The 22898-nt window shown below is 59.7% G+C and carries 23 protein-coding genes; 7 read left to right on the top strand and 16 right to left on the bottom strand.

What is annotated here, in order from left to right; all coding sequences use genetic code 11:
* The first annotated feature begins 9 nt into the window (after positions 1 to 9).
* The 3 genes from BJF91_RS17945 to xth all read left to right on the top strand — a co-directional run bounded on the left by BJF91_RS17945 (position 10) and on the right by xth (position 4480).
* Positions 10 to 2655 (top strand): DNA translocase FtsK, encoded by a 2646-nt coding sequence (locus tag BJF91_RS17945; RefSeq protein ID WP_075615900.1) that lies wholly within the window; start codon positions 10 to 12, stop codon positions 2653 to 2655.
* A 232-nt stretch (positions 2656 to 2887) separates the two neighbouring features.
* Entirely contained in the window at positions 2888 to 3553 is a 666-nt protein-coding gene (locus BJF91_RS17940; RefSeq protein WP_075615899.1) for an outer membrane lipoprotein carrier protein LolA, read from the top strand.
* A 123-nt stretch (positions 3554 to 3676) separates the two neighbouring features.
* Positions 3677 to 4480, top strand: a complete 804-nt coding sequence (gene xth, locus BJF91_RS17935; protein WP_075615898.1) for an exodeoxyribonuclease III — start codon at positions 3677 to 3679, stop codon at positions 4478 to 4480.
* A 9-nt stretch (positions 4481 to 4489) separates the two neighbouring features.
* Here the strand turns inward: xth and BJF91_RS17930 are convergent, their stop codons facing one another.
* On the bottom strand, positions 4490 to 4945 hold the full coding sequence (locus tag BJF91_RS17930) for a cyclic nucleotide-binding domain-containing protein (protein ID WP_075615897.1): 456 nt from the start codon (positions 4943 to 4945) through the stop codon (positions 4490 to 4492).
* A 37-nt stretch (positions 4946 to 4982) separates the two neighbouring features.
* Positions 4983 to 5666 carry a response regulator transcription factor gene (locus BJF91_RS17925; RefSeq protein WP_075615896.1) on the bottom strand — a complete coding sequence of 228 codons (684 nt, stop codon included), beginning with the start codon at positions 5664 to 5666 and terminating at the stop codon, positions 4983 to 4985.
* 119 nt (positions 5667 to 5785) lie between these two features.
* Here BJF91_RS17925 and BJF91_RS17920 point away from each other — a divergent pair, with 119 nt between their 5' ends.
* The gene (locus BJF91_RS17920) at positions 5786 to 6370 is read left to right on the top strand and encodes a L,D-transpeptidase family protein (protein WP_075615895.1); all 585 of its coding nucleotides are present in this window, start codon (positions 5786 to 5788) and stop codon (positions 6368 to 6370) included.
* 212 nt (positions 6371 to 6582) lie between these two features.
* Entirely contained in the window at positions 6583 to 7413 is an 831-nt protein-coding gene (locus tag BJF91_RS17915) for an aldo/keto reductase (protein WP_075616086.1), read from the top strand.
* A gap of 75 nt (positions 7414 to 7488) precedes the next feature.
* On the opposite strand, the gene leuC is transcribed toward BJF91_RS17915, so the two are convergent.
* On the bottom strand, positions 7489 to 8898 hold the full coding sequence (leuC, locus tag BJF91_RS17910; RefSeq protein WP_075615894.1) for a 3-isopropylmalate dehydratase large subunit: 1410 nt from the start codon (positions 8896 to 8898) through the stop codon (positions 7489 to 7491).
* Positions 8899 to 9211: 313 nt separating this feature from the next.
* The gene (locus BJF91_RS17905) at positions 9212 to 10894 is read right to left on the bottom strand and encodes an O-linked N-acetylglucosamine transferase family protein (protein ID WP_075615893.1); all 1683 of its coding nucleotides are present in this window, start codon (positions 10892 to 10894) and stop codon (positions 9212 to 9214) included.
* Positions 10895 to 11026: 132 nt separating this feature from the next.
* On the opposite strand from BJF91_RS17905, the gene BJF91_RS17900 reads away from it, so the two are divergent.
* The gene (locus BJF91_RS17900) at positions 11027 to 12040 is read left to right on the top strand and encodes a glycosyltransferase family 2 protein (RefSeq protein WP_075615892.1); all 1014 of its coding nucleotides are present in this window, start codon (positions 11027 to 11029) and stop codon (positions 12038 to 12040) included.
* Between the two features lie 95 nt (positions 12041 to 12135).
* Here BJF91_RS17900 and BJF91_RS17895 read toward each other — a convergent pair whose 3' ends face one another.
* The 7 genes from BJF91_RS17895 to rplS all read right to left on the bottom strand — a co-directional run bounded on the left by BJF91_RS17895 (position 12136) and on the right by rplS (position 17937).
* Positions 12136 to 12963, bottom strand: coding sequence for an amino acid ABC transporter permease (locus BJF91_RS17895; RefSeq protein ID WP_075615891.1), 828 nt, complete (start codon positions 12961 to 12963; stop codon positions 12136 to 12138).
* 19 nt (positions 12964 to 12982) lie between these two features.
* On the bottom strand, positions 12983 to 13780 hold the full coding sequence (locus BJF91_RS17890; RefSeq protein WP_075615890.1) for a basic amino acid ABC transporter substrate-binding protein: 798 nt from the start codon (positions 13778 to 13780) through the stop codon (positions 12983 to 12985).
* A gap of 81 nt (positions 13781 to 13861) precedes the next feature.
* Entirely contained in the window at positions 13862 to 14743 is an 882-nt protein-coding gene (gene copD / locus BJF91_RS17885; protein WP_075615889.1) for a copper homeostasis membrane protein CopD, read from the bottom strand.
* Positions 14740 to 15111 (bottom strand): copper homeostasis periplasmic binding protein CopC, encoded by a 372-nt coding sequence (gene copC / locus BJF91_RS17880; protein ID WP_075615888.1) that lies wholly within the window; start codon positions 15109 to 15111, stop codon positions 14740 to 14742. The genes copD and copC overlap by 4 nt, the downstream gene beginning before the upstream one ends.
* A gap of 74 nt (positions 15112 to 15185) precedes the next feature.
* Entirely contained in the window at positions 15186 to 16610 is a 1425-nt protein-coding gene (locus BJF91_RS17875; protein WP_075616085.1) for a PepSY-associated TM helix domain-containing protein, read from the bottom strand.
* Between the two features lie 205 nt (positions 16611 to 16815).
* On the bottom strand, positions 16816 to 17193 hold the full coding sequence (locus tag BJF91_RS17870; protein WP_083943374.1) for a hypothetical protein: 378 nt from the start codon (positions 17191 to 17193) through the stop codon (positions 16816 to 16818).
* A 201-nt stretch (positions 17194 to 17394) separates the two neighbouring features.
* The gene (gene rplS, locus BJF91_RS17865; protein ID WP_075616084.1) at positions 17395 to 17937 is read right to left on the bottom strand and encodes a 50S ribosomal protein L19; all 543 of its coding nucleotides are present in this window, start codon (positions 17935 to 17937) and stop codon (positions 17395 to 17397) included.
* Positions 17938 to 18195: 258 nt separating this feature from the next.
* On the opposite strand from rplS, the gene BJF91_RS17860 reads away from it, so the two are divergent.
* Entirely contained in the window at positions 18196 to 18939 is a 744-nt protein-coding gene (locus tag BJF91_RS17860) for a sulfite exporter TauE/SafE family protein (protein WP_075615886.1), read from the top strand.
* Here the strand turns inward: BJF91_RS17860 and trmD are convergent.
* From trmD to ffh, 5 genes are all read right to left on the bottom strand, one after another.
* Positions 18921 to 19610, bottom strand: coding sequence for a tRNA (guanosine(37)-N1)-methyltransferase TrmD (trmD, locus tag BJF91_RS17855; RefSeq protein ID WP_075615885.1), 690 nt, complete (start codon positions 19608 to 19610; stop codon positions 18921 to 18923). The genes BJF91_RS17860 and trmD overlap by 19 nt on opposite strands.
* A 2-nt stretch (positions 19611 to 19612) precedes the next feature.
* Complete coding sequence (rimM, locus tag BJF91_RS17850; RefSeq protein ID WP_075615884.1) at positions 19613 to 20185, bottom strand: ribosome maturation factor RimM; 573 nt, start codon at positions 20183 to 20185, stop codon at positions 19613 to 19615.
* Positions 20186 to 20306: 121 nt separating this feature from the next.
* A complete protein-coding gene (gene rpsP / locus BJF91_RS17845) occupies positions 20307 to 20678 on the bottom strand; it encodes a 30S ribosomal protein S16 (protein WP_075615883.1) in 372 nt (123 codons plus the stop codon).
* 65 nt (positions 20679 to 20743) lie between these two features.
* Positions 20744 to 21064, bottom strand: a complete 321-nt coding sequence (locus BJF91_RS17840; protein WP_075615882.1) for a chorismate mutase — start codon at positions 21062 to 21064, stop codon at positions 20744 to 20746.
* 12 nt (positions 21065 to 21076) lie between these two features.
* Entirely contained in the window at positions 21077 to 22639 is a 1563-nt protein-coding gene (gene ffh / locus BJF91_RS17835) for a signal recognition particle protein (protein ID WP_075615881.1), read from the bottom strand.
* Positions 22640 to 22898 lie beyond the last annotated feature (259 nt).

The raw sequence follows: 22898 nt of genomic DNA, 5'->3' as shown, positions 1-22898 counted from the left end.
CGAGAACGGATGAGCAGAAGCACGCTGGCAGCATTGGAAGAGCGATCGCCGCGGATGATCGTCATGGGTTTCATCATGCGGCAGTGTCTGGCGCTGCTGGGCTTTGCGCTATTCTTAGGCCTGGTGGCGGCCGTTGCGGCCCTGGCCACCTGGAATGTCGCTGATCCCAGCCTTTCCTATGCCACGAGCCGGTCTCCCACCAACGTTCTCGGCTATCCCGGCGCTGTCTTTGCCGATCTGGCCATGCAGTTCTTTGGCCTCGCCTCTGTAGCGGCGCTGCTGCCTGTTCTGGCCTGGTCGCTTTCGTTGATATCGGGCCGCAAGGTTACGCGCCTGCCGCGTCGCTTTGCTGCTTGGGGCACTGGTGCCGTTGCTGGCGCTGCCGTTTTCGGCTGTTTTCCGCCGCCTGCTACCTGGCCGATCCCCAACGGTATCGGCGGGGTGATCGGCGATATGATCCTGCGCTTCCCGGCGCTTTTCGTCGGCGCCTATCCAACCGGCGGTTTTGCCATGGTCCTGGGTGTGATCTTCGCGGCGCCGATGTTGTGGCTCATGTTGTTTGCAGCCGGCATCATCGGCAATGAGGATGACGATTTCGAAGCTGAGATCCTGGCCGCCCGGGCTGGATCGCAGGGCGCTGCGCGCAAGGGCAAGGCGGTGCCGATCGTTGAAGAAGACGAGGAAGATGACCGCACCGGGCCACTCGCCCTGATCGCGGGTGCTGTTACTCACGCCTGGTTCACTGGTCAGGCGCGTCTACGCAGGCTTGCTGGCGTCAAGCCGCAGCGGCGCGAACGCGCTGGTTTCGATCAGCCCTACGATTTCAACGATGATACGGTCATGCCCGTCCAAGGCATCGGCCACGGTGACCATCGCGCCGATCCGTCCTTCGAGCCCGGCGAACGCAGCCCCGGTCGCCGACGCATAACCCCGCCATCCGTCGCCTTGGATGATGATAGTGAAGCGCCATTCGACCTGCGGACCCGTGGCCGCTCCGCTGATGACATCTTGTTTGACGACGAAGACGAAGACCGCGCCGCAAGGCCAGCCGCACGGCGGGTGGCAGCAGCACCTGAGCGCCCGCGTCCTGCGGCTGCGCCCGTAGCCAGCTTTGCCGGTCCGCGCGGCACTCGAGGCTTTCAGCTACCATCGGTGCAGCTTCTGGCAGAGCCGCGTGCCGTGGCCAAGGATACAAGCCTTTCTGCCGATCAGCTTGAGCACAATGCCAGGATGCTGGAAGGCGTCCTCGAAGACTTCGGCGTCAAGGGTGATATCATCGAGGTGCGTCCCGGTCCTGTCGTGACACTTTACGAACTGGAACCAGCGCCGGGCATCAAGTCTTCGCGGGTGATCGGTCTTGCCGACGATATCGCCCGTTCCATGAGCGCGATTGCCGCGCGCGTTGCCGTCGTGCCCGGTCGCAATGCCATCGGTATCGAGTTGCCGAACCGGTCGCGTGAAACCGTCTATCTCAGGGAAATGATCGGCAGCCGCGATTTCGACGGCTCCAAGGCCAAGCTGCCGATGGCGTTAGGCAAGACCATTGGTGGCGAGCCCGTGATTGCCGATCTCGCCAAGATGCCGCATCTGCTGGTCGCCGGCACCACCGGCTCCGGTAAATCAGTGGCGATCAACACGATGATCCTGTCGCTGGTCTATCGCCTGCCGCCTGAAAAGTGCCGGTTGATCATGATTGACCCGAAAATGCTGGAACTGTCGATCTATGACGGCATTCCGCATCTGCTCTCGCCTGTTGTCACCGATCCGAAAAAGGCCGTCGTCGCCCTGAAATGGACGGTGCGCGAGATGGAAGAGCGCTACAAGAAGATGTCAAAGATCGGTGTTCGCAATATCGACGGCTTCAACAGCCGCGTCGAGCAGGCGATCGAAAAGGGTGAGGTGCTGACCCGTACCGTTCAGACCGGCTTCGACCGCCAGACCGGCGAAGCGATGTATGAAACAGAGACCTTCGATCTGCAGCCCATGCCCTATATCGTCGTGATCATCGACGAAATGGCCGACCTGATGATGGTCGCCGGCAAGGATATCGAAGGTGCCGTACAACGCTTGGCGCAGATGGCGCGTGCGGCCGGCATCCATGTGATCATGGCAACGCAGCGCCCATCCGTCGACGTCATCACCGGTACGATCAAAGCGAATTTCCCAACGCGCATCTCCTTCCAGGTGACCTCGAAGATCGACAGCCGGACGATTTTGGGTGAGCAGGGCGCCGAGCAGCTGCTCGGCATGGGTGACATGCTCTATATGGCCGGCGGCGGCCGCATTCAGCGTGTCCACGGGCCTTTCGTGTCCGACAGCGAAGTCGAGGACATCGTTGCCTATCTGAAAACTCAGGGTGCGCCCGATTATCTCGATGCCGTGACGATTGATGAAGATGGTGACGAGGACGGCGGCGGTCCTGCCGGCACCGGCAATCTCTCCGAATCGGATGACCCCTATGATCAGGCTGTCGCTATCGTTCTGCGTGACGGCAAAGCGTCGACTTCCTATGTGCAGCGTCGGCTTGGCATCGGCTATAACCGCGCCGCCTCGCTGATTGAGCGGATGGAGCAGGAGGGGATCATCGGTCCCGCCAATCATGCCGGCAAGCGAGAAATCCTGGTGCCAACGGAAGCTGACATCGTCGAACGATAAGATGAGCTACTGCATAATTTCTTAGATCGGAATCGATTCAAGGGGAAATTATGCAGCAAATTTAAAGTGTTACAGCATTCTATATGCGCTTTATAAAACGCACGGTGCTGTATGACCCGGCACCCGGACGTGGAACGTCGGGGTGCCGAATTACGTTCCTGCGGTCACATTCCGGTGTGCGTCAACAAGGCGCCCGGTTTATGGGGTAAGGGACGGGCAAAAGGAGACACGAATGCATAAAAAGACGTTTGCGCCGGCCGCTATGGCAACGGCAGGGAGTATTGGCCGCCGGGGTTTTCTCGGCCTGGCAACGGCTGGTATCGCACTTGCTGCCACAGGTGCCGCGGCGCCAGCTTTTGCCCAGGCAGAGGCCAGTTCGGCTCAGCGTATCGCCGATCATTTCGCCTCGGTAAAAACCATGATGGGGGAATTCGTGCAGTTTGGCCCGCGCGGCGAACAGACAGCCGGTAAATTCTACATCGAACGGCCGGGCAAACTGCGCTTCAACTATGAACAGCCTTCGCCGATGCGGGTGATTTCCGATGGCCGCAACGTGGCGATCGGAAATCTGAAAATGAAGACCTGGGACGTTTATCCGCTGTCCAAGACGCCGCTCAGCCTGCTCTTGTCAGACCGCATTGATCTCGGCCACCAGATGGTGCGCCAGGTGAAGGAAGAGCAGGACCTGACAACGATCGTGCTAGGCGACAAGTCGATTTTCGGTGACCAGACCATCACCCTGATGTTCGATCCGAAGACCTTCGAACTGCGCCAGTGGACAGTCACCGATGCGCAGGGCAAGGACACGTCCGTGATGATCTTCAATGTTCAGCAGGGTGTGAACTTCGATGACAAGGTTTTCGAGGTTCCCTATGACGATATCCGCAATCGCGGTTAAGCAGATCTGCCTCGGGTGAGGGGTGAAATCGAAGAGTTTCTGGCCTTTTCGCTGTTAAAATCCGTTGGCTTTGCATAAAGCAATGCGCAAAGCCGGATCGTTACGGCGCTCAAGGACAACCTCATGACTTTTTCCGTGACAACCTGGAACATAAATTCCGTGCGGCTGCGCATGCCGATCGTCGAGCAGTTCTTGACGTTGCGCCAGCCCGACATTCTCTGCCTCCAGGAGATCAAGTGCCAGAACCACGAGTTTCCGCTCGAGGCCTTTCAGGCGCTTGGCTATCCGCATGTCATCATGCATGGCCAGAAGGGCTACCACGGCGTCGCCATCGTCTCGAAATTTCCGTTGAGCGAAGACCATCGTCAGGATTTCTGCGGCGTCGGTGATAGCCGGCATATCTCGGCGATCTTCGAGTGGGGCGGCCGGCGCATTCGACTGCATAATTTCTACGTACCCGCCGGTGGTGACGAGCCCAATCGTGAGGTCAATCCGAAGTTTGGCCACAAGCTGGATTTCGTCGAGGAGATGAAGGCACTGTCTGCCATGGCCGAGACGGATACATCGGCAATTCTCGTTGGCGATCTCAATATTGCACCGCTGGAACATGATGTCTGGTCGCACAAGCAGATGCTGAAGATCGTTTCCCACACGCCGGTCGAGACATCGGGCCTGCTCGAAGTCATAGAGCGCGGCGGCTGGGTCGACCTGATGCGCAAGCTGGTCGATCCATCGCAAAAACTCTATACATGGTGGAGCTACCGCGCCAAGGATTGGGACGCAGCCGACAAGGGCCGCCGGCTTGACCATATCTGGTCGTCACCAGACCTGTTGCCGGCCCTTAAGACGATCGAAATCCTGCGTGATGCGCGCGGCTGGGAACGGCCGTCTGACCACGTTCCGGTTACGGCGCAGTTCGGTCTTTAATCCGCTTCTCTATCGAAACCGATCTTCCATGCCCTTTGCACCGGACGCCAATGCCAGCAGGTTCTGGCGGATGCGGTCCTGCATGACCATGCCGAGCTGCGGGTATTCTTCCAGAAGCCTGTGAAAAAGCGGGCGAGGGATGCGTAGCACCTCGGCATCTTCGAGGGCGATGGCCGTGTATTTGCGCTCCACCATGGTGGCCAGCGCCAGTTCCGACAACATGGTGCCGGGGCCAACCACGGCAGCGACGACCGGGCGCCCGTCCCGCCCGGTATTGGTCAGCTCGAACTGGCCACGGACCACGACATAGGCGCATTCAGCCGGGGAATGTTCGCGAAACAGCGGCTGGCCTTGACCGATCGGCCGATGTTCCGCGCCAAACGCGATCAGCCGCAGCTGATCCGGCTCCAGCCCCTGAAACAGCGCCAGAGACGAGAGCAGCTGCATATCATCGCTTAGCGCCATCGCAATTGCCCCCGTTTATTGCCCCTCGCGGGATGCTTCAAGGAATGATCTTGTAGCCGCCGTTTTCCGTCACCAGGATTTCGGCATTGGATGGATCTCGTTCTATCTTCTGACGCAGACGATAGACATGAGTTTCCAGCGTATGGGTGGTCACCCCGGAATTATATCCCCAGACTTCTTCCAGAAGCACGTCGCGGGTCACCACTTTTTGGCCGGCCCTGTAGAGATAGCGGATGATCGCCGCTTCCTTTTCCGTCAGCCGGATCTTTTTGCCGTCCTCGGTGGTCAGCAGCTTCTGGCTCGGCTTGAACAGATAAGGTCCGACGGTAAAGGTGGCGTCTTCGCTCTGCTCGTGCTGGCGCAACTGAGCGCGGATACGGGCAAGCAGCACCGCAAAGCGGAAGGGCTTGGTGACATAGTCGTTGGCACCGGCTTCCAGACCGAGAATAGTGTCTGAATCGGTGTCGTGGCCGGTCAGCATGATAACGGGCGCTTTGAAACCGCTCTTTCGCAGCAGTTTCACTGCTTCGCGACCGTCCATGTCAGGCAGGCCAACGTCCATGATCATCAGGTCCACTTGGCCGTTGCGGGCCGCCTGGACGCCCTTGGTGGCGTTGGACTCCTGCTGGATCGAAAACTCTTCGTAAAGCGAAAGTTGTTCCACCAGCGTGTCGCGCAGGTCATTGTCGTCATCGACCAGAAGGATCGTCCGGGCAGCCATGCGTGCTATACTCCCAAGCAATGAACAGAGCAGAGCGCACTGTTCTTGAATTCATTGTCTTATCTAGCCAACTCACTCTACAAGAAAAGTGTTCAGCAAAGCAAAACTCCGTGAGCGTCATGCAGAAGACAAGAGTTTGTTCCGTCTCCAGCTCCAAGACCAACCCCGGCTCCGGTTCAAGGTGCAGTCTGCGCAAGATTGTGGTGCGCCGCAAGCCCGGTGACAAGAGCTGTGCCATCGTCCAGGCTGGACCGCTGCGATTTGCAGCCGCCATCGGCCGTTCCGGCATTACCGCCTTCAAGCGCGAGGGAGACGGTGCAACCCCACGCGCTTCCATGCAGCTGCTTTCAGGCTATTTCCGGGCGGATGGGCATCCTGTTCTTCGCTCTCGCCTGCCGCTGTTGCCGATCCATGCCGATATGCTCTGGTGTGACACCCCAAGCCATCCCGCTTATAACAGGCCAGTGAAAGCACCGTTCAGCGGCGGTCACGAGCGTTTGCAGCGGCAGGATCGACTTTACGATGTTTGTCTGGTGATGGACTGGAATGTCACCAGCCGCAAGCGCGGCCGCGGGTCAGCGATTTTCTTTCACATTGCTCGGCCGGATTTCGGGCCGACCGAAGGCTGTGTGGCGATAAGCCCCGCCGATATGCGCCGGCTGTTGGCACTCGTCTCGCCCTCGACCATCGTCACGGTTCTGTGAAGTGGTGTGCGTGGCGGCAAGGCCTTGGCAGGCTAGGGTAATCACCTATCTATGGAACCGGTATTGCCGGACGCGCATTCCTCGCTGCGGCGGCTGGTGTTGCGCTTCGCGGCACCACTGGTTTCTTGATACTGGTTTCTCAAAGGGCCATTGCGGCCCTCCGTCTGATCTCAAACCCGCTCTTGGGCCCGTTCTCGATTGGAGATTTCTTCGTGGCAGACCAAACTTACATCAGTTTTTCCGATGGCAATCGCATTCCGCAGGTTGGGCTCGGCGTATGGCAGACTCCCAATAACGAGGCTGCACCGGCCGTGAGGGCGGCCCTTTCCGCGGGTTATCGCCATATCGATACTGCGGCGGTTTATGAAAACGAGGAGGGTGTCGGCGAAGGCATCCGCTCTTCCGGTGTGGATCGCGGCGACATCTTCCTCACCACCAAGCTCTGGAATAACGACCAGGGTTTCGATAGTGCGCTGAAGGCCTTCGATGCTAGTCTGAAGCGGCTTGGCACCGACTATGTCGATCTCTATCTCATTCATTGGCCCTCGCCGCATCGCGGCCTGTTCGTCGAAACCTGGAAGGCTTTTATCCGCCTGAAGGAAGAAGGCCGCATCCGCTCGATCGGCGTCTCGAATTTCTATCCGGAGCATCTGCAGAAGATTATCGACGAGACGGGCGTCGTGCCTGTCATCAACCAGATCGAACTGCATCCGGATTTTCAGCAGAAGGATGCACGCGCCTTTCATCTGACCCATTCCATCGCCACCCAATCCTGGAGCCCGCTCGGTCAGGGCAAGCTGCTGAACCATCCTGTCATCGGCAAGATCGCCGAAAAGCATGGTCGCTCCGCGGCGCAGGTGATTATCCGCTGGCATATTGAAAGTGGTCTTGTGGTGATCCCGAAATCGGTGACGCCGTCGCGCATCGAGGAAAACTTCAAGGTCTTCGATTTCAGCCTCGACCCCGAAGACATGGCTGAAATTTCGACGCTGGACAGCAATTCCACACGTATCGGACCTGATCCGCTCACGGCAAGCTTCTGATTTCACGTGAATCATTGCTTTAAACGACGAAAGGCGGCCAGTGGCCGCCTTTCGTATGTGCGGGTTGAAACCGTCTTACTTCCAGTCGCGGATGTCGACGAAGTGGCCGGCGATGGCAGCAGCAGCAGCCATGGCGGGGGAGACGAGATGGGTGCGGCCCTTGTAGCCCTGGCGACCCTCGAAATTGCGGTTCGAGGTCGAGGCGCAACGCTCTTCCGGCTTCAGCCGGTCGTCGTTCATGGCCAGGCACATGGAACAGCCCGGCTCGCGCCATTCGAAACCGGCATCCTTGAAGATCTTGTCCAGTCCCTCGGCTTCCGCCTGTTCCTTGACGAGACCGGAGCCCGGAACCACCATGGCAGAGACGGTCGCGGCAACCTTGCGATCCTTCAGCACAGCTGCGGCGGCGCGCAGGTCTTCAATGCGGCCGTTGGTGCAGGAGCCGATGAAGACGCGGTCGATGGCGATATCGGTGATCTTGGTGCCGGGCTTCAGGCCCATGTAGTCGAGCGCCCGCCACTTTGAAACGCGCTTGTTTTCGTCCTTGATATCGTCGGGATTCGGCACGGTCCCCTGAACCGAGATGACGTCTTCCGGCGAGGAACCCCAGGAGACGATCGGCGGCAGGTTGGCGGCATCGAGCACGACGGTGCGGTCGAAATGGGCGCCTTCATCCGTATGCAAGGTCTTCCAGTAGCGGATCGCCATTTCCAGTTCTTCGCCCTTCGGCGCGCGTGGCTTGCCTTTGATATATTCGAAGGTCTTTTCGTCAGGCGCGATCAGGCCGGCGCGGGCGCCGCCTTCGATGGTCATGTTGCAGACCGTCATGCGGCCTTCCATCGACAGGGCCTGGATGGCTTCGCCAGCAAATTCGATGACGTGACCGGTGCCGCCAGCCGTGCCGATTTCACCGATGATCGCCAGAATGATGTCCTTGGCGGTGACGCCTTCCGGCAGCTTGCCGTCGACACGCACCAGCATGTTCTTGGCCTTCTTCTGGATCAGCGTCTGGGTGGCAAGAACGTGTTCCACTTCCGACGTACCGATACCATGCGCCAACGCGCCGAAGGCGCCATGGGTCGAGGTATGGCTGTCGCCGCAGACGATGGTCATGCCAGGCAGGGTGAAGCCCTGTTCGGGACCGACGATGTGAACGATGCCCTGGCGCTTGTCCTTTTCCGAATAATATTCGACGCCGAAGTCTGCGGCATTCTTGGCCAGAGCTTCGACCTGAATGCGGCTTTCCTCGTTCTTGATGCCTTCCGCACGGTCAGGCGTGGTCGGTACATTATGGTCCACGACGGCGAGCGTGCGGGTCGGGGCATGGACCTTGCGGCCCGTCATGCGCAGACCTTCGAAGGCCTGCGGGCTCGTCACCTCATGCACGAGGTGGCGATCGATGTAGAGAAGACAGGTACCGTCTTCCTGGCGATCGACCAGGTGGTCATCGAAAATCTTGTCGTAGAGGGTCCGGGGTGCGCTCATGGCTGTTCATCCGTCGAAGGGTTGAAAAGGGATTGGTGGTCATATGACCGCGTCAAGGCGGGTTTGCAAGACTGTCAGAGCTACGGTCTGCCGATCAGAGACCGGCGTAGCGAGGGCGCCCGTTATAGCAACTGGCTGCCAAGCGCTCCGGCGACACGCGCAAAAAAGCGTGCCGGCAGACGCTTATGGTCTTGCAGCACGAATATGTCAGGCGCGAGACATCCGAATTTAGATCCCATGGCGGTCTGATACCAGTTTCCCAGGCAAACGGCAATTCAAAGATTGGAGGCTGTGGCGCAGGGCAAGCAGAGCGTCACCCGATCTTTTGCAGCCGGGAGACATCGAAATCCTCGGGGTCTAGACCCTCCGCGGATCGATTGGCCATCTGGCGCCAGGCATTCTCCAGATGACTGACAAAGCGTCTTTTTTCCAGCAGCGAACGGCTGATGGTCTTATCGAGAATCGCTCGTTTCAGACGCGCGCGCGCGTCGTCATTTCTGGCAAGACCAACGCACAGATTGACATAGTCTTCCGTGTTGCGGGCGATCAGTTCTGTGAGCCCAGCGCATGTCAGCAGACTTGCTGACATGCGACCGGCAAAATTTTGCCCCATCAGGGCTGGAACTGGCAGGCCGGATCGAAGAGCCGCATGCGTGAAGGAGAGGCTGTTGAAGGGAGTGCAGTCCAGCCCAATATCGGCGAGCTGGATCTTGGCGCTGTCTCCGACGGGTCCGGCCGACTGCGTGAAGATCAGCCGCTCTTCGCTAACAGCCTGGCGTTTCATCCATATGCGGAGGTTCTCGCGAGCGAAGTCGCTCTCACAATCGAGCCATAAAACACTGTCCGGCGTACCTTGAAGGATGGCGCACCAGAGATCCACCGTACGTGGAGAGATTAGATATGACGGATGAAAGGCGGCAAAAACGACCTGCCCCTGCGGTAGGCCGAACTGCTCTCGTGAAACCGTCGGCGGCTGGTCCGTTGGCTCGATGAATGTGAAGGCATCGGGCAAACGGCAGATCGCCTGCGCGTACAGACCGCGCGATCTCTTTGGTAGCACGATATCGTCAGCTATGTAGTAATCGCAGACGAGCCCGCTTCTTGGTCCTGGATGGCCTGCGAGGGCGACATGCAATGGTGCGATCCGATGGCGCAGCAGAGCGGGATGGCCGCCATCCGCATGACCGAGCAGATCGACGAGAACGTCTATATCGGCCTCCCGCAAGGCGCTGACCGCCTCATCCTCTGTCAGACCCGCCATAGATATATGGCGAAGCGACGCCAACCCGTCATCCTGCTCCGGAGAGTGGTCGCCAATCAGCATGACTTCGAGAGCGTCCTGGTCATGGGCACCGGCAAGGCTCAGAACCTGCTGGCGGATATCCGGGCTGCTTGTGTTACTGGGCAGGAGATAGGCGACCCTGACCTTCTCGCCGGCCGGCCGCGTCCAGGCCATTCTTTCGAGGTTGGGTGCAGGCAAGATGCTGGCCCATAAGCCGTTCAATATCTCGTCGTCACACCAAGTCAGGTGCGTGGTCTGGCTGTCCAGCGCGTAGTAGGCGTCCTGCCGCCGGACGAGCCGGTCGCGCATGGCCTGATCGCTCATGCGCATTTCGTCGATATTTAGACTACGGCGCAAGGTGGCTCGATAGTCTTGCCAGACGCGGTTGTCGAAGGATCCGGCCCGGATTGACTGCCTGGACGTCTTGAGCTGCTCGATATCCGACCGGCTCGCGTTTTCGATCCCTGTCCGGCGCACTTTTTCGGCAATGGTGAGCAAAACGTGAGACTGTGCCGGGAGCAGCTTTGCTGCACGCTGGTAGAAAGCTGCGGCCTCCTGAAAATATTCCAGCTTTACGCAGCACTGCGCCATGGCCAGCAGGGCTTGCGGCGCCGGATGCAGGTCTGCCGCCAGGCAGATTTTGAGCGCCGAATAGGCATCTTCATGATTGCCGGCCGCATAAAGTGCCATCGCTTGGGCAAGTTTGTCGGACATTGGCCTTTTCGCTCCTGTTCATGATCGCGTTATCGGTTCGATCTGGCGCCGGGCTTGTCCTGTATCTCCAGCCTCAGGAAACATTGCCGATCTATTGGCCAAACCTGCGCATTCTCATCGCCGGAACCTCGCATGTCCTTGCTGTCCATTGTCTTGCCCAGCCGTCGTTCGCTCGATCAAAGCCGATTTTCTCTGGAAACCGCGCTGATTTATGCGGAAAAGCGTGACGCTGTGCTGATTGTCTCCGACAATTCCGGTGACCCAGCTAAGGAGGAATGGCTGAAGCGGCTGGGAAAACGGATCCGCTACATCTCGTCCGATGCCAAGGATGGAATGAGCAATTTGCTGAATGCGCTTGCATATGTGGAGACGCCGTTCCTGCTGCCTTTTGCGGATGATGATGCCATCTATGTCCTCGATGATCGGCCACCGCTCGATCTCGCTGATTTGCCGTCCGACGTGATCGGTGTGCGCCCGCAGACGATGAACTGGCGAAACGATCGGGGCGTTGTCGATGTCATTACGGCCAGTCTCGATGGCGAACGGCCATCCGACAGGATATATCAATATAGCGATTCAGCTGGTGGCAATAACGCATTATATTACAGCATTTATCGTAGTTCTTTGTTCTCAGGCGTGCTGAGGATATTCTGGGACCATCATCCGACGCGCGGTGCCTATTGCGACTGGAGCTTTGTGGTCACCTTCCTTTGCTGTGGAAAAATGCTTTATGATCCGGCGCTGATCTACTGTTATGATGTGGGCCAATGGAACACGCCAAAAGCAGTGGATGCCTCGGTCATTGATCTGCTTCGTCAGGTCGGCCTGCCCGAGATCGCTCTGCACTTTCAACAATTTCTGATGTTTTTGGATGTGCACAGCCTGCTGTGCTGGCGTGATTTGCCGCTGACGGCAATTGATCGTGATGATGCGATGTCCATCAACGTCAAGGCGAACCTGGATGGGTTCCGCAAGCGTGTCGCCCGCGACCCTCATCTTTATTCGCAAGAGGTGAAGGACGCGGTTGGAGCGCTCGGTGCTGAAACCGATCCGAACCGATTGTTTGCTGCAATCCTACCGGTTGCCGACATCCTCAAGCCAGGCCTTGCCGATGGGTATCGCCGCTATTTAGCGGTTTTGACCTAGAGATTGTCGGGTTCGGATTGAACCAGACGCTTCCTATGGTTTTTTGTTTTCGGTCGGCTTTTCGGAGCGCCGGTTCCATTTCACCCCGACAACCTCTAGGCTGGTGCCTGACTCTGCCTTGCGCGCATCCGCTGCTCGACTTGCCGCAGGATCAGTGACAGGCCGATGGTAAGGATCAGGTAGATATAGGCGACGATCGAGTAGCTCTCGAAGAAGCGGAAGGAGCCGGAGGCGTAGATTTTGCCGGCCTGGCTGATATCGGCGACGCCCAATACCGAGACCAATGACGAATCCTTGACCATGGCGACGAAATCGTTGGAGAGCGGCGGGAAGATCACCCGCAGTGCCTGCGGCAGGACCACGAGGCGAAAGCGCTGCGTGCGGCTGAGCCCCAGCGATTTTGCAGCCTCGATCTGGCCCTTGTCGACGGACTGGATGCCGGCCCGGAAGATCTCGGCGATAAACGCGGAATAGCCGATGCAAAGGGCAACGATCGCCCGCCACATCAGCGAGACATCCCGCACCTGCAGCGGCTCCAGCCAGCCGGCGTTGACCAGCGGAGCAGTCAGGCTGTTATAGAGCGACACAAAGCCCGGCGCGCCGACAAAGGCGACGTAGAACAACAGCACCAGCACCGGAATGCCGCGCACGACTTCGACATAGAAGCGAGAGACCTGGCGCAGCACGATGCTATCTGCCATCCCGGCCAATGCAAGCAACAGGCCAAGCAGACAGGCGAGGGCAAAGCCGGTCAGCGTCACGAAGATGGTGACGCCGATGCCACGTGAGACGGTTTCAAACACCTGCTTGTAGAGGTCATTGACGGCGATGGTTATCGCCAACGCAAGCGCCAGCCCGGCGAGTGCCACCAGCCACCAGGGGAAGTCTTGTTTGTCGCCATTCGGCAGGGTTTGAAAGGCCATTAATGGGTCCGCACGGCCATCAATTGCCGAGCTTGTAGTCGAGGAACCACTTTTTGTTCAGCGCATCGAAAGTCCCGTCTGCTTTCAGCGCGGCAATGGCGGCGTTAACAGGTTTTACGAGGTCGGAGCCCTTCTGGAAGATGAAGCCGAAATCCTCTGCGCCAAGCGGCTCGCCAACGATCTTGAGGGCGCCATTGGAGGCGTCTACATACCCCTTGCCGGCGGTGCTGTCGGTCAAAACCAAATCGACATCGCCGGTCTTCAGAGCCTGAACGGTTGCGCCAAAGGTCTCGAACAGCTTGATACGCGGGTTCTGCTCGTTGCCATCAAGCACTTCATAGACGGCGGTGTAGAAGGGACTGGTGCCGGGCTGGGCGCCGATCAGGCCTTTGTCTAAGGCCTTGAAGCTCTTGGCATCGGTAAAGCGTGTCTCATCGCCGCGCACCAGCATCAATTGCTGCGAGCGCATATAGGGATCGGAGAAGTCGACCTTCTGCTTGCGGTCTTCCTTGATGGTGATACCGGTCATGCCGATATTGTACTGGCCGTCGGCGACCGCCTGGATCATCGCGTCCCAGGAGGTGTTCTGATATTCCACCTTGAAATTCAGCCGCTTGGCGATCTCGTTCATCGCGTCATATTCCCAGCCGACCGCCTTGCCGCTCTTGGGATCGACGAATTGCAGCGGCGGATAGGCATTTTCGGTGACGACGATCACCGTCTTGCCGCCAAGATCGGGCAGGTCGGCTGCAAACGTGGCAAAGGGGGCGAGCAGAAGGGCGGAAAGACCGGCTAGAACGGCGCGGCGCAAAGACATGAAATATCTCCTGAATATGTGGCGCAGAAACTGTGTCACAGGTGATCCGTGGATTTCAAGGAAATTGCAGCCGTATTCCGGTCATCCCGGCGACATCGTGCCGAAGGCGGCGACGAGCGCGACCGCAATCAGGCCAAGGGCGATCTCTACGCAGCTTCCGATCTGCATATTGCGCACGGCTTGTCTTGGCGAGAGGTGCATGCGTGGCACGAAGACATAGCGGTTGACCAGCGCAATCGCCACCATGGTGGCCACCGCCGCAATCTTCAACACCAGCAGGCGCTGATAGGCGAGGTTTAGGTCGAAGTGTGTTGCGCCAATGATCAGCCACGAATTCAGGAGGCCGCTCAGCAAGGTCACTACAACCGCGACATGGCCGATCGTCGAAAACCGCATCAGGCCTTTCAAGGCTTCCGACCGCTTGGTGTCGTCAGCCATGGCTTGCAGCAGCAGAAGCACCGGCGCCAGCCCACCGAGCCAGAGGCCAGCGGCAACAAGATGCAGGCTGTGATTGGCCTTGTGCAGCAATCCGAGGAGGCCTTCTTCAACTGCTGCATGGCCGCTGAGACTGAGAGAGATCAGCAACGGCAGGCCAAGCAGGGTTACGACCGGGCCACGATGGCGGGGGAGCAGGACATATCCCAAGAAGAGCAGTAGGGCAAAGCCGGCCTGCAGCCCGAGGGCTGCGCCGCTGCGTGTCGCTTCCAGCACTTCGATAGCAAGCGCTGGGTTTACGCTTTGCCAGCCGTCATCAAGCATGGCGGCTTGGGCGGCAATCTTGCCGGCACCTGCGAGGGTGACCAGCAACAGGGTCGGGCCGTAGATCGGTGCCAGGCGGTGCTCGATGGTGGTTTCAAGCTCCTTGCTAACGGCAAGCCACAGGAAACCGTACGCGCCCCAGATGAGGAGCGCGCCGGCGTCGAACACGAAACGGCAGAGGATTTCGGCCTGTTCAGGTGTCACGGCTTGACGGTGAAGCTGGTCGTGCCGTTCGACTTGTGGCCATCGACCGACAGCACGTGCCACTCGACGGTATAGGCGCCGGGTGCCAGCGTGCCGGTAACCGGGACACTCAGGCCCTTACCATCCTTGCTCAGGACTGCCTCGCCGATCTTGACCTTCTGCTGTTGGGTATCAAGGACGTCGACGCCGGAGAATTTGGCTTCGAGTGCTTCGGTGAAGGTGAGATCGATGGTCTTCGGCGCACTGGCGACGGTTGCTTTGTCGGCTGGCGTGGCAGTGGCCAGATGGGCATGAGCAAAAGCCTGGCCGGCGATGGCGGTAACAGCGGCAAATGCGATGGCAGCGATTGTTTTGCGGGTGAAAGACATGTGTAAGGTCCTTTGGCTTTATGGGAAGTGGTTGATGAAGATGGGTTTGGCAAGTCTGGTGGAGATGTTTGCGCTCAGCTGAGCGCCCGTTTCAGCGGCTTGATCCGTCGGATCAGCAGCATGTCGATGACGAGGACGGCGAGCAGCGTGGCGCCGGTCAGGGGAAACAGCAGGGACGTGACCAGCATGACGAGGGCGCCGGTCTTCCACAGACGCATATCGGCGGGATAGGCAGGTGCGACCAGTCGTGATGCCCCTTTCGGTCGGCGTTTCCACCAGAGAACGAAGCCGCTGACGCTGAGGAAGATCACCGCCAGGCAATAGACGGTGACGAGGACGAGGTTCCACAATCCGATCGTTCCCATGTGGAAGGAAACGCCGAGCGCCATGGCCTTGCCGGCCAGGCCGTAGTTTTCATACTTGATATCGGCCAGCACCTTGCCGGTATAGCGATCGATATGCACGGTTCGGTCTGAAAGTGGATCAGTGCTGTCACTGCTCATCGTGTCGCGGGAAATGCTCCAGACGCCCGTCTCATCCTTGGGGAAGTTCAGCTGGAAGCGCTGGTCGGAGCCGGAGCCGAAACCAATGGCGCGGGCAAAGGCAATGACATTGTCGAGCGTTGCGGGCTGACCGTGACCAAGGCCGGGATGGCCGGCATCCGAGCCGGACATCGGCATCGGCGCTTCCTCAAGTGTCCAGGGCACGTCCTTGATGCTGCCGTGGTTCATGCTGGCATGGGTGGCATCGGAGAGGGGAGCGTCGCTCCATTTGCCGATCGGAAAGGTGCTCCAGGCCTGTGTGAATTTTGCGCCCCAGACCCCTGCCCAGCTGAGCCCGGACACCAGGAAGACCAGCAGCAGGATGGAGGCATAAAAGCCGATGGTGCGGTGCAGGGCCTTCCAGAGTTGGCGGCCCTTTTCGGTAAACCGGGGAAACAGCAAGGCGGAGAAACCTTCGCCGTTGCGCGGCCACCACATATAGAGGCCTGTTATCACAAGTACGATGCCGAAACCCGCGGCGATCTCGATCAACCGGTCGCCGATCGTGCCGATCAGCAGGTCACTGTGGATGCTGTTGGCGAGATCGTAGAGCGCGCTGCGCCGATCCCATTGGCCTAGCACCTGCGCGTCATAGGGATTGACCGCCACCATGATGGCGGCCTCGCCGCGGTCGACACGAAAAACGGCGACGCTTTCGGGCGTGGACGGGGCGATGTAATGGGCAAGCGTGCCATCAGGCACATTGGCAAGGGCGGCGTCGGCCTGCTGCGAGACGGTGGTTTTTGTGGCAGCCGGAGTGACGGAGAAGGCCTTTTCGCCATCGCGTCCAACCAGCGTGGCACTCCACATCATGATCAGGCCTGTGATGGCCAGCATGATGAGGAAGGGGGCGACATAGAGACCGGCGTAGAAATGCCAGCGCCAAGCCGCAAGATAAAATCCTCGTGTGGAGGCGATCGCTGGCTTTTCGGCCGGCATAGAAGTGACGAGTGTCATGATTGACCCCAATTGCGGCGTCCATGGCCAGATGCTCATATCGGGCAGCCAACAAGGCTGCTTGCTCCGATGCGTTTCATATGGCAGGGCGCGAATCTGATGGAGCGGTGGCCTTGGGCGGGATACAAATCCCTAATACCTCTTGATCCCCGCCGGAGACACACTGGGCTTCCCCATCAGGGACAGCGCAGTGCCAGATCGGACATCAGGCAAGGGGTGGCGCGCGCGGCGCGGTATTGGGCGGGAAGAGCCGCAGGATGATGGGTGCCTCTGCGGACGGACCTGCTATGTCGAGGCTGGCTTCGGCCCGCACGCCGCCGGTATCGGCGGGCGCTGGTAGCAGAATGGAGGCGCTGATACGGCAGGCGTCGCAGCCGCTTTGGCCTGCATGGTCGTGCTGCTTGCCGTGATCATCAAAGGTGAACGTGCTCTGATCGGAAATGCAGAGCACCGGCAGGGAGCCGTCCGGTAAGGTATAGGCCGAAAGATCGACGGAGGTCTGCGGCGCTGCCACCGCCTCGGGCACCTTGTGGGCAAAGCCGATGGCGACAAGGGCGACCATGCACAAAACGTGCACCGCCATTCGCCATGTCATCCGCCTTGCACGCATCCGCGCTCCCCTGACGATGCCGGATCTTTCGTGGCATCGGACATCCAGCAGTAAGCGCCGGACGGTCATCTTTCAAGAGACATGCAAGGCTGTCCGCCTGCGTCGCGTGGCCGCAGGACGGGCAATAAAAAAGGCGGCCCGAAGACCGCCTTTTTCAAACAAATGATGTCGGGCTTATTCAGCCGAACCTTCGGCAGCCTTTGCTGCTTCGGCTTCAGCGGCAGCAGCCTTTTCGGCGGCTTCGGCAGCGGCCTTTTCAGCGGCCAGAGCCTGAGCTGCTGCAACCTTTTCGGCTTCCAGACGTGCCTTTTCTTCGGCCAGAGCGGCGCGCTCGGCATCATTGAGCTTACGGGCGCGGGTGCCGGTGTTTTCAACGATACGAGCAGACTTACCGCGACGGTCGCGCAGGTAGTACAGCTTGGCGCGACGGACCTTACCGCGGCGAACAACTTCGACGCCTTCGACCAGCGGCGAGTAAACCGGGAAAACGCGCTCGACGCCTTCGCCGTAGGAGATCTTGCGAACGGTGAAGCTTTCGTTGATGCCGCCGCCGGAGCGGGCAATGCAAACGCCTTCATAGGCCTGTACGCGGGTACGGGTACCTTCCGTCACGCGGACGTTAACGCGAACGGTATCGCCCGGGGAGAATTCCGGCAGGGTGCGCTTGGCTTCGATCTTGGCGGCCTGTTCGGCTTCCAGCTGCTGAATGATGTTCATCGGTTTAACCTTTTCAAGTTCTTCTGAAACAGCCAGAGCGCTCATCAATTATCCCTCGGTCGAACCTTGGGTTTACGCCTTGCGGCGGGAGCGGTTTCGCAGTTCTTTGTTTTCGGTCATCAGGATAAAACCCGTTTCCGCGCCTGCCCATATACCAATCGCTCCGGCTTGTCATCCCTCTGGGCGAGGATTTTTGCGGGCGTCTTGGCTTGCACTGCCGGGAGCCGGTTGCAATAACGGCTCAGAGGGGGAGCGCTCATGTCCATTGAAATCATCTGCCTGATGTTTGCCGCCGGGTTTTTCTCGGCCGTCGTCAATGCCATCGCCGGTGGCGGGACCTTCCTTACTTTCGGCGTGCTGACGCTGGCCGGCCTACCCTCGGTGACGGCCAATGCGACGTCCTCAATCATCCAGTTCCCCGGCTATATCACCTCGACGCTCGCCTATCGCCGCGAAATTGCTGCCCATTGGAAAAATGCGCTGATGCTGTCGCTGATCTCGGCCGTCGGGTCGCTGATTGGGGCACTGATCCTGATATCACTCTCCAATCCGACCTTTAGTCGCATGGTGCCCTGGCTGTTGTTGATGGCAACGGTGATTTTCGCGCTTGGCCCAAAGCTCAGCCGCAAGGCCGGGCAGCAGCATACAGCCAGCCGGCTCGGCCTGCTGCTGCAGGGGCTGACCTCGATCTATGGCGGGTTTTTCGGGGCGGGCATGGGCATCATGATGCTGGCCTCCCTGCAATTTGCCGGCGGCGGTGACTATCATTATCTCAATGCGTTGAAGAACCTACTGGCCATCGTGATTGCGGCCATTGCCATTCTGGTCTTTGCGTCTGCGGGTGCAGTCTCCTGGCTGCATGCCAGCATCATGCTGCCGGCTGCAGCACTCGGCGGTTACGCGGGGGTGGCGATGGCCAAGCGCGCCCCGCAGAAGCTGTTGCGCCTGCTGGTGATTGCCGCCGGCTTTTCGCTGGCGATCTATTATTTCTTCAAGGGCTGATTCAGCAGGTCTGGCCGGCGCTCCTGCGTCAGCTTCAGCGCCTGCTCGCGCCGCCAGGCTTCGATGACAGCATGGTTGCCTGAGGTCAGAACGGCGGGGATGTCCATCCCCTCAAAGACCTGCGGGCGGGTGTAATGGGGGTGTTCCAAAAGGCCGGTTTCGAAGCTTTCGTGCAGGCCAGACTGGTCATTGCCCATCACGCCCGGCAGGATGCGCACCACGGCATCGAGAAGGGTCAGCGCAGCGGGCTCGCCGCCGGACAGGATATAGTCGCCGATAGAGACTTCCTCGAGCTGCCGTGCCTCAATCACCCGCTGGTCGACGCCTTCGAACCGGCCGCAGACGATGACGACACCGCTGCCATCTGCGATTTCACGCACCCGCTTCTGGGTCAGCGGCTTGCCGCGCGGACTCATCAGCAGGCGTGGCCTGTCATCGGCGTCGAGACTGTCGATGGCGCGGGCGAGAACATCGGGCTTCAGCACCATGCCGGCGCCGCCGCCGGCCGGGGTGTCATCGACGCTTCGATGCTTGTCCTCGGCAAAATCGCGGATCTGCACGGTCTCGATGGCCCATTGGCCACGCTCCAGCGCCCGGCCGGCGAGCGACAGGCCAAGATGCCCCGGAAACATGTCCGGGTAGAGCGTCAGAACGCTAGCCTTGAATGTCATGGTCAGCGGCCGCCGGATTTCGGCTTGCCATCAGCGCTAAAGGGCTCTTCGCTGCCATCATCCTTCAGGCCGGCGGCCAGTGGATCGACCAGCAGCTTGCCGCCTTCCAGATCGATCTCGAGTACGGCGGCTTCCGAAAACGGCACGAGCACCGGGCGCCGGCCAGGACCTTTGACTTCCAGAAGATCGCCGGCGCCGAAATCGAACACGGCGGTGACGGTGCCGTAGCTGACGCCTTCTGCATCGACCACTTCCAGGCCTTCGAGATCGGCGTAGTAGAATTCGTCCTCGTCCAGCTCTTCGTCCGGCAAGGCGCTGCGTTCGATGAACAGTTCAAGCCCGTTCAGCGCTTCCGCGGCGTTGCGGTCATTGATGCCGCGAAAGCGCACCACGACCACGGTTTTTGCCTCGCGGATATCGAGAACCTCAAATACCCGGCCATCTTTGGCGTGCAGATTGCCATAATCGCCCAATGCCAGCGGATCGGCGGTAAAGGATTTCACTCGCACTTCACCGCGCAGGCCTTGAGCTGCGCCAATGACGGCCATGGGCACGGGATTTTCAAGCTTGGTCATGACGATGCAAGTCCTTGGGGCGCAAAGGGTCGAATGGCACGGCGGGTGCCATCTCTACATAAACGACAAACGGGCGGCATGAAACCATGCCGCCCGCCGGTCAGACCATATTGCAGGTCGATTATGCAGCGGCTTCTGCAGCAGCGGCAGCGGCGTCTTCAGCCTTCTGCTTCTTCTCGGCAGCGCGTTCCAGAGCGCGCTTGCCCGGCTTTGCCTTTTCAGGGTTGCTGCGAACAGCGCGTTCGGCCAGGCCGGCTTCTGCGAGGAAGCGCAGGACGCGGTCGGTCGGCTGAGCGCCCTTGGCGAGCCATTCCGTGATGCGCTCGACGTTCAGTTCGACGCGCTTTTCATTGTCCTTGTCCAGCATCGGGTTCCAGGAGCCGACCTTTTCCAGGAAGCGGCCATCACGCGGCGAACGGGCGTCAGCAATGACGATCTGGTAGTAAGGACGCTTCTTGGAACCGCCGCGGGCGAGACGAATCTTCAGGGACATAGGTATACTCCTTGGTTTTTAACCGGCGCACTCTTGTGTCGTCCGGCTTGTTGTTGAGGCCGCCGTCAGGCGGTCTGTTCGATTTGACCGCCGTGTGCGGCGGCAATGGCTTCATGGTGCCGGATGACTTCCTTGATGATGAAATTTAGGAAGGTCTCCGCAAAGTCCGGGTCGAGTTGCGCGTCCTTGGCAAGCTGCCGCAAACGCCCGATCTGATATTCCTCTCGCGCCGGGTCAGCGGGCGGCAGATCGTATTTGGCCTTCAACACGCCCACTGCCTTGGTGCAGCGGAAGCGTTCGGCCAGCATGTGCACCAGCGCCGCGTCGATATTGTCGATCGACTGGCGGTAACCGGCGAGTTCCTGCTTGATGGCGGGGTCAATCATGAATAGTGATCCTCACTTCTTTTTCGGTAGTCCGGGAAGACCCGGAAAACCTCCACCAAGTCCGGGCAGTTTTCCACCACCCAGACCGGGAAGACCCCCGCCCATGCCACCAAGGCCCGGAGGTGGCTTGATGCCGGCCGCTTCAGCCTGTTTGGCAAGCGCCTCCAGCTGCTTGGGATCCATGCTCGACAGATCGGGCATGCCCCCCATGCCGCCGCCCAAGCCCATCTTGCCGGCCAGGCCGCCCATCAGCTGCTTCATCATGCCGCCGCCCTTCTTGCCGCCCATCATTTTCATCATGTCGGCCATCTGGCGGTGCATTTTCAAAAGCTTGTTGATTTCGGCGGCATCGGTGCCGGAGCCCTTGGCAATGCGCTTCTTGCGGGAATGCTTGAGAATATCCGGGTTGGCGCGCTCGGCCCTGGTCATCGAGGAGATGATGGCGATCTGGCGGCCGAACATCTTGTCGTCCATGCCTGAAGACGCCAGCTTGTCCTTCATGCCGGCCATGCCGGGCATCAGGCCCATGATCCCGCCCATGCCGCCCATCTTCTGCATCTGGCGAAGCTGCTCGGCGAGGTCATCAAGGTCGAATTTGCCCTTGGCCATCTTCTCGGCCATGGCCTTCGCCTTTTCGGCGTCGATATTCTCGGCGGCCTTTTCGACCAGCGAGACGATATCGCCCATGCCGAGAATGCGGTCGGCAATACGGCGCGGATGGAACTCGTCGAGTTCCGTCATCTTTTCGCCGACGCCGATCAGCTTGATCGGCTTGCCGGTGACGGCGCGCATCGAAAGGGCTGCACCGCCACGGCCATCGCCGTCCATGCGGGTGAGCACCAGGCCGGTGATGCCGACGCGCTCATCGAAATTGCGCGCCAGATTGACGGCGTCCTGACCGGTCAGCGCATCCGCGACCAGCAGAATTTCGTGCGGCTTGGCGTTCTTCTTGATGTCGGCCATCTCGACCATCAAGGGTTCGTCGATATGGGTACGGCCGGCGGTATCGAGGATAACGACGTCATGGCCGCCGAGCTTGGCAGCCTGGACGGCGCGGCTGGCGATATCGGTCGGCGACTGACCGGCGATGATCGGCAGCGTGTCGACGCCGGTCTGTACGCCCAGCTGCCGTAGCTGCTCCTGAGCGGCCGGACGACGGGTGTCCAGCGAGGCCATCAGGACCTTTTTGCGGTCCCGGTCGGTCAGGCGCTTGGCGATCTTGCCGGTCGTGGTGGTCTTACCCGAGCCCTGCAGACCGACCATCATGATGACAACTGGTGCGGGCGCATGCAGATCGATGGAGACGCCTTCGGCACCCAGCATGTCGACCAGCTCGTCATGGACGATCTTGACGACCATCTGGCCGGGCTTGATGGACTTGAGAACGGCGGCGCCGACGGCCTTCTCCCGAACCTTGTCAGTGAAGGTACGCACGACTTCCAGCGCGACGTCGGCTTCCAGCAGGGCACGGCGAACCTCCCGCAGGGCGGCGGAAACATCGGCTTCCGACAACGCACCACGGCCGGTCAGTCCATTCAGAATGGAACCAAGGCGGTCCTGCAGGCTTTCAAACATCGCATCATCCTCTTCGGCTGGGTTGCCCCAAACCTCGGGTTTCTCGTGGGCGAAAACAAGACGCAAAGCCAAAAACCACCCGAGGGCGCATCGCGCTGTCGGGTGTTGACCTCCGGGATCTCTTTATACCTTTGCGGGTCCCGGTCGGCGGCTCGGAGTCGTGTCTCGTCGCAGATTTGGCTGCGGTAAACAGCAATTTTGATCGAGAGTCAAGAATGACCCGGCGATCCCGGTGCTTTGGGGTGGTTTTTCAGGCCGC

It is taken from the genome of Gillisella taibaishanensis (assembly GCF_001938985.1).
In the GTDB taxonomy this organism is placed as follows: Bacteria; Pseudomonadota; Alphaproteobacteria; order Rhizobiales; family Rhizobiaceae; genus Allorhizobium; species Allorhizobium taibaishanense.
The sequence above is the reverse complement of the archived record's forward strand: the minus strand, read 5'-3'. Positions and strand labels throughout refer to the sequence as shown.